General features: G+C 70.0%; 9 protein-coding genes. 1 reads left to right on the forward strand and 8 read right to left on the reverse strand.

Going from position 1 to position 13296, the window contains the following annotated elements; translation table 11 throughout:
• The 5 genes from ACGF4F_RS00005 to ACGF4F_RS00025 form a co-directional block, all read right to left on the reverse strand.
• Nucleotides 1–921: hypothetical protein (locus ACGF4F_RS00005; protein WP_393073348.1), on the reverse strand; the 921-nt coding region annotated here is incomplete at its 3' end.
• 240 nt (nucleotides 922–1161) lie between these two features.
• On the reverse strand, nucleotides 1162–2064 hold the full coding sequence (locus tag ACGF4F_RS00010; protein ID WP_393073351.1) for an aminoglycoside phosphotransferase family protein: 903 nt from the start codon (nucleotides 2062–2064) through the stop codon (nucleotides 1162–1164).
• 131 nt (nucleotides 2065–2195) lie between these two features.
• Nucleotides 2196–2546 carry a DoxX family protein gene (locus ACGF4F_RS00015; RefSeq protein ID WP_357443220.1) on the reverse strand — a complete coding sequence of 117 codons (351 nt, stop codon included), beginning with the start codon at nucleotides 2544–2546 and terminating at the stop codon, nucleotides 2196–2198.
• Nucleotides 2547–2686: 140 nt separating this feature from the next.
• Nucleotides 2687–4027 carry a phytase gene (locus ACGF4F_RS00020; RefSeq protein ID WP_357443223.1) on the reverse strand — a complete coding sequence of 447 codons (1341 nt, stop codon included), beginning with the start codon at nucleotides 4025–4027 and terminating at the stop codon, nucleotides 2687–2689.
• A gap of 87 nt (nucleotides 4028–4114) precedes the next feature.
• Nucleotides 4115–5776, reverse strand: coding sequence for a D-glucuronyl C5-epimerase family protein (locus ACGF4F_RS00025; RefSeq protein WP_357443226.1), 1662 nt, complete (start codon nucleotides 5774–5776; stop codon nucleotides 4115–4117).
• A gap of 340 nt (nucleotides 5777–6116) precedes the next feature.
• Between ACGF4F_RS00025 and ACGF4F_RS00030 the strand changes: the two genes are divergently transcribed.
• Complete coding sequence (locus ACGF4F_RS00030; RefSeq protein WP_393073356.1) at nucleotides 6117–9122, forward strand: family 16 glycoside hydrolase; 3006 nt, start codon at nucleotides 6117–6119, stop codon at nucleotides 9120–9122.
• Nucleotides 9123–9220: 98 nt separating this feature from the next.
• Here the strand turns inward: ACGF4F_RS00030 and ACGF4F_RS00035 are convergent, their stop codons facing one another.
• The 3 genes from ACGF4F_RS00035 to ACGF4F_RS00045 form a co-directional block, all read right to left on the reverse strand.
• The gene (locus ACGF4F_RS00035; protein WP_357443232.1) at nucleotides 9221–9994 is read right to left on the reverse strand and encodes a hypothetical protein; all 774 of its coding nucleotides are present in this window, start codon (nucleotides 9992–9994) and stop codon (nucleotides 9221–9223) included.
• The gene (locus tag ACGF4F_RS00040) at nucleotides 9991–11817 is read right to left on the reverse strand and encodes a Tox-REase-5 domain-containing protein (RefSeq protein WP_393073360.1); all 1827 of its coding nucleotides are present in this window, start codon (nucleotides 11815–11817) and stop codon (nucleotides 9991–9993) included. Before ACGF4F_RS00040 ends, ACGF4F_RS00035 begins: the two co-directional genes overlap by 4 nt.
• A 405-nt stretch (nucleotides 11818–12222) precedes the next feature.
• The gene (locus ACGF4F_RS00045) at nucleotides 12223–13194 is read right to left on the reverse strand and encodes a hypothetical protein (protein WP_357443238.1); all 972 of its coding nucleotides are present in this window, start codon (nucleotides 13192–13194) and stop codon (nucleotides 12223–12225) included.
• Nucleotides 13195–13296 lie beyond the last annotated feature (102 nt).

Below are 13296 nucleotides of genomic sequence, written 5' to 3' on the forward strand. Positions count from 1 at the left end.
ACCGGCGCTGAGGAGGGTGTTGAGACCCCAGTCCACGCCAAGCGCCACCGAGTGACCGGTGGCCCGGGCCTTCGGCACGGCATGCGTGTATGCCAGGTCGGCACGCATCGTCCCGTCGGTGAGGCGGAGGGTCGGCAGGTGCAGCACCGCCACGGCGGGAACCGTAGGCGGCAACGTGATCCGGCACGCCACCCACGTCCAGTCCCGATACCCTCGCGGATCCGGGCGAGTGGGCAACTGCAGCCGCAGCAGCGCTTTCGTCGGGTCGGTGTCGCTGCGCTCGATGGTGGCCTGCTGCCGATCACACGCGGCCAGCAACAACATCCGCGGAATTCTCGGGGCGCCTTCGAGTTCGAACACGTCCACCGGCAGCCGGCCGTTGGCCTTGGCGAACGTGGCAGCCTGCCGGGTGCGGCCCTTGATGACATTCGACGGCAGATGCTGCCCGCCGGGGATCGAGGCCCGAACCTGATCCCACTTGGCGGGGGTGCGCTTGCGCGGATCGGACGGCCACGTCGCCAGGACCCCGGCTGTCACATCGGCACGCCACGCCGCCGAGCGCAGAGCACGTCCCGCCTGCTCCTGCGCCATCCGCACGATCCGGTCATTGACCCTCACACCCCCAGGCGGGGCGACCGCCCAGCCCAGCCGCCGCAGCGCCATCCACGCGTGCGACGGCAACCGCCGCCCACCCGCATCCACCCCGCCAGCCAACACCCCCACATCCACGCTGTTCCAACGCTCACCGACCAGGACGCCCACCATGTCCGCCACCAGATCGGCACACCAACCCACCCGCCGCGCCAGCACCGCCGCAGACAGGACCTCGCCGGTTGCCTCGTCCACACCGGTGCGCAGCAAGGCGCGGGCACACGCGGTGCGGGCCGTCTCGCCTTCGCCCAGCCGCAGCTTCCCGCTCACCGACTCAACGACCCACCATCGATCGCGCAGAACCAATGCCCACGGCCGCCCACGTCACCGGAATCCTCCCCGAACCAGCCCAACCACCCACCGTCACCGGTGAACACCGACAGACGCGCCGCGGTCTGCGAGAATCGAAGAAGACCCACACGACCAACCTATGATCACTGATGATCCATAATCAACTTGGTCAGTCTCGGGGTCGTTGAGCACGCGGAGCCACTCGGCTGGCGGCGGCAGTCACGCCAGTTCGGCGATCACTGCGCGAACCATCCGGCGGCCGTGCTCGGCCATTCGCGGGAAGGTGTGCCGGTAGTAGTCGAGGCCGGTCAACGACGGTGCGAGGGCCCAACCGCAGGCTCGGCGCCAGGTAGCGTCGTCGTACCCGATCGCCTCCCGGTAGGCTTCCCGGGCCGCGCCGGTGAAGGTCCATAGCGCCGACGCCACGTCCGGCGCCGGATCGCCGAGACCGAGTGCGCCGAAGTCGATGACCGCGGCCAGTCGGCCGCAGTCGGTGATCAGGTTTCCCGGTTGCAGATCACCGTGGATCCATACGGGGTCCCGGTCCCAGTCAGGAGCAGCCAAACAAATGTCCCAGGTCGTCTCGGCCGCGGTCACGTCGAAGCCGTCGTCATGCTCGGCGAGCCGGGGCAGCACTCGACGGACGTTCTCATCGACGTGGAGCAGGGCGGACCCGCGGGTACCCGGTGGCTTGAGCGGGCCTCCGGCCGGCTCCACCCGGTGCAGGGCGCGAACGAAGGCCGCCACATCGCGGGCCAGGAGCACGTCGTCGCAGCCAAGCCTGGGAGGTGTGTCCCCCACGACCCACGGCACCACGGTCCACCGCCATGGATACCCCGCGCCCGGCTCGCCCACGTGCAGCGGAACTGGAATCCGCACCGGCAGGTGGGACGCCAGCAAGGGCAGCCACCGCGAATCCGAATCGGCCTGGTCGACCGCCCCGGCAATCTTGGGCATCCGGGCGACGAGTTCGTCGCCGATCCGAAAGAGTACGTGGTCGGTGCCCTCCAACGCGTCGGGTAGGGGTGCCACGGGAAGGTCGACCCACTGCGGACACTGGGCCGCGACCAGGCGGCGCACCTGATCGGCGGTGGCTCGAATCTCGTCATCATGGATGGGCACGGCTGGCACGCTAGTGCGGCCAGACGGTGTGGTGCCAACCGATTAGGCGCCCCGGCACCGGCGCAACCTCACCTGCCGACATGCTCGGCGGCAGGAGCAGGTTAGCTGGCGCTCGCCCCTGTCGCCACGGTTCACCAGTGGTAGACCAGGTTGACGGCTAGCGTGGCCACCGCGGTGGAGAAGAACACGGCCCATCCCACGAGCTGGCGGGAGCCCACTCGCAGGTGCGCGATGAGGGCGCCGAGGAAATACAGCACGAGGCCAGCGGCCGCGAGTGTCCCCAGCAGTGGCACGGCGAACCCGACCAGCAGCCCCAAGGAGCCCGCCGCCAGCAACACGCCCAACACCGGTACCCACGACCGGGGCACGCGCTTCATGTCCGCCTGGGCCTTCGGATAGTCGTGGCCGCTGAGGTACGTGGCGGCGGCGATGCCGTTGAAGACCGAGGCGATGATGGTGACCGTGACGTAAGCGGTGAACATGAACCCTCCTGGTTGCCGGCTTCAAGGACGAGCTGGCAGCGCCGGATGTGACGTGCCGTGCGGTGACCTGAAGCACATGCACTGGCCGGGCCCGGCCTGCTCCAGTGGTCCTGGAGCGGGCCGGGCCCGGTCGGAGGAAGTCAGCGCAAGCGCGGGTCGTTCCCGGCCCGGGTGTCCACGGTCAGGGACAACGCGCGGGCGATGTCGCCCCAGGAGACGTAGGAGAAGTTCGTGGCATCGCGGTCGTCGGCCACGTCGGGCCCGGTTTCAGGCTCGTCGTGCGTGACGAACAGGCCCTGCCGGTAGTTGCCGACGGGGCGGTTCGTCACGGCGAGCCCGTCGGAACCGTTGATGTCGTCGGCGCCGCCGACCCCCTTGACCCGGAAGCTCCCCAGTGCACCGTTCACGCCCTGGCGCTCGTAGACCGCGAACGTGTCGTCGCCCTGGCTCGACACGAGCACATACCCGGTGGCGCCGGGCCCGTAGTAGATGTCGACGCCCTCGGCGTCGGCCGTGAGCAGGTTGCCGCCGTAGCCCTTGTCGTTCGGGTCGATCGGCCGGCATTCCTCGGTCGCGCTGTCGTAGACGTCGTGGATCCCGAAGTCCTTGACGCGGTCGATGAGCTTCGGCTGGTGGCCCGAGCCGAGCGGCAGCTGCAGCCGCCACAGTCCGACGTCCTCCTGCGCGGCGTAGAGCACGCCCGACGCCTGGTCCACCGCGACGCCCTCGAGCTGCGGGGGCACGCCTGGCTCCTCACAGGGAACCCAGGTCGTCCCGTCCGGCAGCGGGAAGGTGCTCGGCATGGTGAGCCGCTGGGTGCCCGTGTAGCCGAGCTTGCCGCCGATCTCGACGATGCGCGCGGTCGCGATGGTGGTCGCCCCCTCCTGGGTGACGACGGCGTACGTCTCGCCGGGCCGCGGCTGCCAGATGGCGAGGCCGTACGCGGTGTGCTCCTCGTCGACGGCCTGACGGTCGGGGTTGAAGAGGAAGCTCTGGTCGGCGGCGGTGACCTCGGTCAGCGGGGAACGCGCCGCCGCGCCGGCCGGGTCGACGAGGAAGAAGCGGAGCTGGTCGTTGTAGCGGTCCGAGACGACGGCGACGTCGACCAGACGACCCGCCAGGCGGATGCCGTAGGCGATGTCCACGTTGTTGTAGCGGCCGGTGGCGGTGTCGACCCGTGGTGCTTCGGTGGCGGGCAGCGACTGGAGCTCGCGCGAGCCCATGTCGTAGACGCGGAGGCCGCCCTCCTTGGCGGTCACGATCACCAGCGACTTTCGGGAGTCGGCCGGGTGCACCCAGATGGCCGGGTCGTCACCGGAAGCGTTCCCGCCGGCCTCGTCGTCGTACAGGATCGGGGTTTCGTTGTCCGTGGTCACCACTGCGGGCTGGGCGGTGGTGGCGCGGGCGCCCCCGTGCGGAGGAGCGAGCAGCGCGGCGACGACTGCGCCCACCGTCAGTGCGGCGTTCAATGTGTACGTCACGGCAGCAACCCTGCGGGACGGAGATTGACGCCGGTCTGACCGCCGGTTGCCGTAGCGGAAACTCGAGGGCTGCCGCCTCGGGTCGGGTCAGCTTCGGTTGACGGCGGGGTAGCCCGCCCACCATCCCGGGTACCGGCCGTCGGCGAACCGGACGTGCGCCACCCCGTTCAACACCGCCTGCCGGTCGAGGTTGACCCTGTCGCCCACCTGGTAGTCGGTGACCACTGACCGCATCGACCCGGCCGCGTCGATGGCGTACGCGGTGAGTGGGGCCACCGCGACCGTCGCCGGCCGCAGGATCCGGTATCCCATCGGGGCGGCCTCGCCGACCTGGTACGAGTGCTGTCTGAGCTCCTTGAGGTGGTAGCCGGCCAGCGTGCCTGCACTGATCTGGTACCAGATCCCGTCCTGCCGACGGACCTTGAGTCGGGCCGCCGACGGCGCGTTGCTCCGCCGCGACAAGCTGATCGTCCGGGTGGCAGTGACGTTGCCGGCGCTGTCGAACCGGTACCCGGTGTGTCGCCCGGGCTGGAGCGCGACGGTGCCGGTGACGCCGTGTGGCGGAAAGTCGGCGTAGTAAAGCTCCGCGATCTGGGCGAACACCGGGTCGCCAGTGATCGCGTAGCACTGGATGTGCTGGGTCATGTGGATGGTGTGGTAGGTGTTCGCGTCCGACCGGTGCCGCAGGCAGTACTTGCTGCGCCAGTGCCGGGTGCGGATGTCGGCGTAGACGTCACGCATGGTGGTCAACGCGCCCTGCAACAGCACCCGGGCGCGTTCGTCCCCGGTCATCGCCCAGTAGTCCCACAGCCCGAAGGCGGCGAAGTTGTGGCCGTTGTAGGTGAGGTCGCCGGAGATCCGCTTCGGGTTCGCGTACTCCTCGAACCAGAGTCGCCCGCCCACCACGTAGACCCCCCAGGGCCTACCGGCGACCGGGGGAACCAGGAACGAGGCGAACGTGGCGTTGGCCGCGTTCCGCCACCGGGCGCCGCCGGTGGTGCGGTAGAGCCGGCAGAACAGGCTCAACGCCTGCCCCTGCGCCATCATCGAGTACCACGGGGGGTCGTAGATCTCCTGGCTGCCGTGGAGCTGGAAACGGAACGGGTACGGGTAGAACCAGCCACCCCCGTACCCCACCCGGCGGTCGATCAGCCGTTGGGCCTGCTTCTTCGCCCGGTTCAGGTAGGCGACGTTGCCGGTGATCCGGTATGACTCGACCAGCGCGAGTCCGTACTGTGCCTGGTCCACCGGATGGTCGTAGAGCCGGCCGTAGCGCACGGTCATCCGAACGCCCGAAGCGTCGTGGACGCCGGTGTCGACGAGCGGCATCGGGTTGCGCAGGTAGTAGGGGCGGATCGTGTCCGGCAGGTCGCGGATCTCGAACGGGTGGTACGAGAAGTCGAACGGTACGCCGCTCACCGCCCTCGACTGGGACCGCGCCGTGACGCCCGGCACGGATGCCCTACGCGGCGCGAGCCGCCGTGCGTCGGCGGCGGACAGTGCGGGTACGTCGTACAGCGCCGTCGGGTCCGGCGTCGGGGAGATCTCGAACGCCGGATCGATGACGGGACCGGCGGAACCCAGGAACGCGCGCCCGGGCAGGAGCGGTTCCGCCCCGGGATCGCCGGGCCGGGCTTCGGCCGGCTCGTCGAGGAGCCACAGCCCGCCGGTGGCGAGCCCGGCACCGAGCACGGCTCTTCGTGACCAACGGTGCGCGCGCAGCGCCTCCGCTGCCGGTCCCTGACTCACCATGGGCACCCCGCTCAACTCAGTGGATCGGGCTACCGGATTTGTAGCACGTCAGGGGCGGGATGTCCGGCCGCTCGCCGGCGTCCGTGGTGTCGGCCGCCGTTGCCCGCCGCGTCGCCCGGTGCTTGCTCCCACGCAGCCGGGTCGCGCGCCACGGCACCGGGATCCTGGCCAGATGGCAACTTTCATTCATTCATCTGAAAGTTGAGCTATTTGAATCTAAAGATTAGAGTGTCGCCATCGATCTTTTGTATTGCGCGCTCGTACTGGCCGGTCCAGGGGAGGAAAGTCGCACGGATCCTTCCCGGCCGGGCCCCGCCGCCACCCACCAGGAGGAACCATGACCGCACCGAACCGCTGGCGCCGGCGCCGCCGAGCCGCGCTCGCGGCCGCTGGTGCCGCTCTGGCGACCCTGCTCGCCGCAGTCCCCGTCACCTCGGCCACGGCCGCATCCGTCACCGCCGATGTCCCGCCGCAGGAGCCGGGCGTCACCCTGCGCTCGTACGACATGGGCACCCCGCTGTCGGCGCTGTGCACCCTCAAGCCCGCACAGACGCCGAACGTCGACAAGCTCATGCCGCAGATCAACTGGACCACCACGGGCGAGTTCGGTCTGTCCGACCGGTTCATCAGCCACGTCATTGCCAACCTCACCGTGCCCACCGACGGCGACTACGCCTTCCGGCTCACCAGCGACGACGGGTCGCGCCTGACGATCGACAACCGGCTCGTCGTCGACCACGACGGCCTGCACGGCGAGACCTCCAAGGAAGGGTCGGTCAGCTTGACCGCCGGCCTGCACCCGTTGTTCGTCGAGTTCTTCGAGAACGGCGGCGGCCAGGTGCTGCGGCTCGAGTGGCGCCCCCCTGGCGCAAGCACCTTCCAGCTCGTGCCGACCTCCGCACTGAGCACCGACGCCGGCGTCGTACGGGTCACCGCCCCCGGCTGGAAGTACTGCGAGGGCGCAACCGACTCGGCCGGCGACGGCCTGCCCCTCGACCGGGTGCACCCTGGCTACACCCTCACCGACCTGCGTCCCGAGGGCTTCCGGCCGCAGGTCACCGGCATGGCCTTCCGGCCCGATGGCGACCTGGTGATCTCGACCTGGGGCGGCACGGACAACGCGACCGGTGAGGTCTACGTGGTCGGGGGCGTCAGCGGAAAGACCGGCCCCGAGCAGGTGACCTACCGCAAGTTCGCGGCGGGGCTGCGGGAGCCCCAGGGCGTGGCGGTGGTCGGCGGCACCGTCTACGTCAGCCAGAAGCACGAGCTGACGGCCCTGCGCGACACCGACAACGATGGCGTCGCGGACGACTACCGGACCGTTGCGACCTGGCCGTGGGGCCGCAACTTCCACGAGTTCGCGTTCGGCCTGCTCTACCGGGACGGGTACTTCTATCTCAACCTGTCGGTCGCCATCAACCTGGGCGGCGCCACCACGGTGCCCCAGCCCGCGCCGAACCGCGGCACCTCGATCAAGGTGAACGCCGCGACCGGCGAGATCACGTACGTCGCCGGCGGGCTGCGCACCCCCAACGGGATCGGGTGGGGCCCGAAGGGTGAGGTCTTCGTCACCGACAACCAGGGTGGTTGGCTGCCCGCGTCCAAGCTGGTCAAAATCCAGGATGGCGCCTTCTACAACCACTACACGACGCCCGCCGGGCCGTACGACGGCAAGGCAGTGACGCGCCCCATCGTCTGGCTCCCGCAGAACGAGATCGGTAACTCACCGTCCACCCCCGTGCTGCTGAAGCAGGGCCCGTACGCCGGGCAGTTGGTGGTCGGCGACGTGACCTACGGCGGCCTGCAGCGCGTGTTCCTCGAGGAGATCGAGGGGCAGTACCAGGGCGCGGTGTTCCGGCACACGCAGGGCCTGGAATCCGGCATCAACGAGGTGGCCCTCGGCCCCGACGGCGCGCTCTACGTGGGTGGCCTGGGCGCCGGCGGTAACTGGGGCCAGGAGGGCAAGCTCACCTACGGCCTGCAGAAGCTCACGCCCAACGGCACCTCGACCTTCGAGGTCAAGGAGATGCGCGCCTCGCACGTCGGGTTCGAGCTGGAATACACCAAGCCACTGTCCGCCGAGACCGCCGCGGATCTCGCCGACGCGTACCAGGTGACGCAGTGGCGCTACGGTGCGACGAGCCAGTACGGCGGGCCCAAGCTCGAGCTGGAGACGCTCAAGGTGACCAAGGCCGAGCTGTCGGCCGACCGCCGCACGGTCAAGCTGCACATCCCCGGTCGGAAGGAAAACCGCGTGGTGCACGTGCGCTCCCCGCGTCCGTTCTCCTCCGCCGACGGCGAGGAGCTGTGGAACACCGAAGCCTGGTACACGCTCAACGAGATCCCGGGCCGCGTGGTGCAGCCGCAGACGTTCTTCGAGGCCGAGGAAGGCCGCACGGTCGCCGTCGGCATGGCCACCGACCACGCCGCCTACTCCGGCGCCGGCTTCGCCGCCGGCTTCGCTCAGAACGGCTCGTCGACCAGCATCTCGGTCGATGTCCGGGCGAGCGGGACGTACGACCTGGCGATGCGCTACAGCAACGGCCCGAACCCCTACTCGGGTGAGAAACAGCTGAGCCTGTACGTCAACGGCAAACGGGTGGAGCAGCGGCTCTTCCCCTCGACGGTGACCTGGGAGGAGTGGGGAACGGTCACCACCACCGTCTCCCTGAACAAGGGCCGCAATGTGGTCGAGTACCGCAAGGAGGCCGCGGACTCCGGGCACGTGAACCTCGACGTGCTCGCCGTCCGGCCGCACGGCGAACGCATCACGCTGTTCGACGGTGGCGACCTCACCGAGTGGCAGCACACCGACGGGCGGGAACCCCAATGGCCGGTCGCCGGCGGCGTCATGACCGTCCGGAACGGAGACCTCCGCACGGTGCAGGCCTTCGGTGACTTCCGCCTGCACGTCGAGTTCAACCTGCCGCTGTACCCGCCGGACGTGACCGGTCAGGCACGCGCCAACAGCGGCGTGTTCCTGCAGGACCGTTACGAGATCCAGGTGCTGGACTCGTTCGGCATCGACCCGCCGCGGACCAACGACGCCGCGGCCATCTACAACCAGAAGGCCCCCGACGTCAACGCGGCGCTGCCGCCCCAGACCTGGCAGACGTACGACATCGTCTACCGGCAGGCCCGCTACGACGCGGCCGGCAAGAAGGTCGAGAATGCCCGCGTCACCGTGGTGTGGAACGGCGTCACGGTGCACAACGACGTCGAGATCCTCGGCCCGACCGGCAGCAGCCGGCCCGAGGGCCCGGCGGCCGGCGCCATCCGGCTGCAGGACCATGGCAACCCGGTCCAGTACCGGAACATCTGGATCGAGCCGCTTGACCGGTAGGTCCGCCGGCGGTCAGCACGCGGGCGGCCGGGTTCACCGACCCGGCCGCCCGCGTGGCGGCTGACACAGCGGACCGCAGCTCGTGACCCGGGTCCGGGTCAGGACGGCCCTTCCGGCTCGGCGAGCAGGGCCGGGTTGGCCTCGGTCAACAGCCGGCCGTCGGCCAGCACCGTACGGCGGGTGAGTTCGCGAACAGTGGCGCGCGCCGCCGCGCTGGTGTCCGCCTCGACGTCGGCGGGCGCGGCCCGCAGGACGATCAGCCGACCGTCGTCGGTGTCGACGGTGTCCACGTCGAGGCCGCTGGTGTCGACCGTGGCACCGCCGGTCCTGAACCAGGTCACCACGCCGAAGACTGGCAGGCCGCGCCGCCACCGGTTCCATTCCTGCCGGACGTGCACCATGTCCACCCACGCCTGGTCCGCCTCCCAGATCCGGCCCAGGTCAGCCACCAGGGCGGCCACCTCACCGAGGCGTTCGTCGAGGATCGGCCCGAGCCGGGCGGTGACGGTCACCCTCAGGTTGGCGCGCGAGGTGGGCAGCTCCGCGGCTGGTTGGCTCCAATCCAGCCAGAGCAGGCCCGGGCCGACCGGTTGCAGGAGGATCCGCGCATTGCCGAGCAGGTCACCGCCGCCGTAGCGGGACCGGTCGCGGGAGGCCGCGAGCTGCGGCACCAGGTGCCGGGGCAGGTCGGGGTCGTTGACGGAGAACGGTGGGCCGTCGGCGCCGGCCTGGAACGCGCCCGCGTCGGACGGGAGCGTCCGGGTGATCCGGCGCAGTGACGCCGCGAGGCATGCTGCGGCCTTCTCCAGCGGCCAGTCCTCGCGCGCCGGTCCGTCGGTCCAGATCTGCCACTCGTAGGGCACGACCGTCACAGGCAACCCCCAAAATCCGGGTCAAGTGGTTCCGACTCCCAGTCGAGCAGAGCCTTGTCCTCCGCGTCCAGCCGGGGCTCCACGAAGGCCCGAATCTTGGCGAGCGCCTTCGGCTCCATCACGACGTAACGGAGCCGACCGTTCTCGACCTGGCGGACCCGCGCCAACTGTTCGATGAGCTGATTGGCCAGTTCGTCGAGCTTGGCCCTCGCCCGCTTACTGCCATCGACGATTGCCTTCTGCTGCTCTGGGGTCAGACTCGCCAGTTTAGGATCCTCGTCCAGGAATCGGACCCGGCCGGTCTTCTTGTCGACCTCAGCCGCCCAGAGCAGGAAGTCGTACCGCCCCTTCGCCTCGATGAACACCGGCTTGCCGTTGATCATTCGGAAGCCGTCGAAATCTCGGCCGGCGTACCTGTACTCGTGCGGCCGGCGCAGCCCGGTCACCTGCTCCTGGTACCTCATCCACTCCCTGGGCGGCCCGGCGTTCCGCCGAATCCATTCGCCGGGCCCGGCAGGGTCCCGCCCGAGCGATGGTTCCTCGCACGGGTGCGTCCGGCTAGGGCTGGGACGTGGCGTCGGTCGGCTCGATCCCGGCGTCACCGGGGTGCTCGTGACCGGGGCCGGACGGCGGCGCCGCGCCGCCTCCTGCCGGGCGACGTCCTTGGTCATCCGCTCGATGTCCGCCTTGATCACGGCCCTTGCCTCGGCCTTGAAGCTCGCCCGGACCGTGTACGTCTTTGGATTGCGGGATCGCGGCAGGGTATACGTCGCCGTGCACCTGGCGGTCCCCGATTTGTTCGGGGGCATAGAAATGATCGGCCTACAGGTCTCGAGCGGACGCCCGTCGAGAGTCATCCGGATCGTGACAGCCGCGTACACCGGCCCGTCGTTGCGGAGGTATTGCGAATGGAGCCGCACCCGGTTGGAGAGCCGGTAGGTGGCGACGCACGAGGTCTGCTGGCACGGCCCGAGGGTGCCGTCGCCCTCCAGGTCGAACGTCACCTGGGAGTCGAAAGCCCCGGCCAGCTCGGTGACCCGTTTCTTGACCGCCTGGAAGAAGTCCTCGATCTCCTCCGGCGACAGGCCGCTGAGGTCCACGCCCAGCCAGTTGTCGGCCCCCGCCGCCAGCCGATAGCCCCGCGACCGGCCATCGGAGCCGGTGTAGCCGATGGTCCGGACGGCGGTGGGGGTCCCGGTCCCGTCCGACTCGATCCGGACGATCCGCCGCGGCTGGCCGACGGTGATCGACACCACCGCCCCGGGGATCAGCACCGGACGCACCTTGACGCCGTTGATCGTCGTGACGTCGCCGAGCGTCGCCCTCAGCCCCGGCGGTGGGCCCTGTCCGTCCTCCATGCCGGGCGCCAGCGAGTAGGCGACCGCCGCCGGGGTCAGCTCCCGCGCATCGAATCCCAGCGCGTCGGGGGCCACTCGCACCCAGGCGCTTCCGTACTTCAGCGACTCGAGGCGGGGGACGTCGGTCGCCGCCCAGAACACCCGGTCGCCCTTGGCGTACGTGCCGTTGGTGCCCAGGTCGAGCACCTCGCCCCGGCCACCCGAGACCTCCACCGTCGACAGCGTGGTGCCCTCCTGCGTCACCCGCGCGTCGATTCGTACCCGGGCACCGGAGTAGCTGGTGAGCATGCCCCGGTACCGCTCGGCGCCCGAGTCGAACAGCGTGCCGGCCGCCTCGTACAGGAGCGCGGCCGCCTCCTTGGAGCCGTCGTCGGCCGGGCCCGGACGGTCGTCGGCGAGCCGGAACAACGCCACGGCCAGGCCCGCGCAGAGGGCGAGGACCAGCACCGCGGCCGTCCCGGCCACCCACCACACGGTCCGGTGGGAACCTGGCCGTGCCGGGGATCCGGCCGGAACCGGCCAAGACGGCCGGGGCGGCCCCGGCTGGCCGGCCGGCGGCGGCACCGCGCCGGGCGGGATCCCGGCCCCGGGCGGCGGCACCGCGGGCGGGACCGGCCCATCGGAACCGGGTGGCCGATCTTCCGGCGACGGCGGTACGGGCTGCTCCTCGGACGACATTCGAGCCCCCTCTCGAGGCGTCCCACATGCCGCGGATCCGTCGGCTCGGCGCCCAGAAACAGTGGCGCCGGTCGATCAGCTCCGCCAGCCGCCATGCTAACAATCACGGTCCACGCCACGCGGCCGTCCACATACGACTGACGTGGTCTCGGGCCACCCGCCGGCGCTCCCGACCAGTGGCGGCCCGGCTGGTCAGTGGAAGGCGACGTCGTACAGGCGTGCCTTGTAGAACTCCGCCCCATACGACAGGGAGCGGGTGAACGACCTTGCCCCCGCGGAGTCGAAGAACTGCACGGTCGGGCTGACCCAGTTCCGGTTGTCCCCGTGGTACGTCGCCCCGGTGGCCTGCACCCAGAACCGCTCGCCCGAGCTGTGCTGCGAGTACGACTTCACCGAGTTGTCCGGATAGCTCTGGGTCACGGCGTACGTGGTCTTGTCGATGGTCATCACCTTGCTGCCGTCCGTGGCCAGCATCAGGTTGCCGTCGGCGTAGCTGGCGTCCAGGCTGTGCCCCAGATGGGCGCCGATCGAGATCGACCGGGACAGCGACAGCCGAGTGCTGCGGTAGGTGCCGGACACGGTGTATATCCGGGCGTAGTCCTGGCCGATCGCCCACAGCTTGCCGGAGACGTCGTCCCACCAGACGCCGTGGGCGCCGGGGAAGGAGATCGTCTGGACCAGCGCCAGCGTGCTCGGGTCGCTCACCGCGGTGGGGCCGTAGAGATAGAGGTATCCGCCGGAGGACGCCACCACGATCGCCCCGATGTTCGGGATGCGCTCGATCGCGTGCGGGTTGTTGCCCGGCGTGGCGTACCAGAGGAGGTCGTTGAGCTCCTGCGCCGCCTCGGTGGTCTTGTTCACGATGCCGACCTTGCCGCCGGACGCCGTGACCAGGGCGACCACGCCGAACGCCGACGTGTTGCGGAACTTGACGTCGGAGAGGTTCGACCAGCCGTTCGCGGTGCCCGGGCTGAAGCTCCACTTCAGCGTCGAAGTGCTCCAGGCCGAGCTGGACGGATAGATCTGGATCTGGTTGTGATACTGCTCGCAGACGGCCACGTCGTAGGTGGCGTACGCCTGCGCGGGCGCCTCGCCGAGCAGCACGGCGGCCGGAGCGGCGGCCGCGGCTGCGGCAGCCGCCTTGAAGATCGCTCTTCTGCGCAAGGTGTCCTCCCGAAGGTCCTGAATGGACCGGTCAGGCCGGATGCTAGCCCGCAACGATTGGTTGTGTGTGCCGGCCGGTCCCCGCTCGTCGTCGCGCCGGTG

The sequence above is a fragment of the Micromonospora sp. NPDC047740 genome, from assembly GCF_043204735.1.
GTDB lineage: Bacteria > Actinomycetota > Actinomycetes > Mycobacteriales > Micromonosporaceae > Micromonospora.

Coding starts and splice junctions, on each gene's coding strand:
- ACGF4F_RS00030 (WP_393073356.1), top strand. CDS start 6,117: ATGACCGCACCGAACCGCTGGCGCCGGCGCCGCCGAGCCGCGCTCGCG.
- ACGF4F_RS00015 (WP_357443220.1), bottom strand. CDS start 2,546: ATGTTCACCGCTTACGTCACGGTCACCATCATCGCCTCGGTCTTCAAC.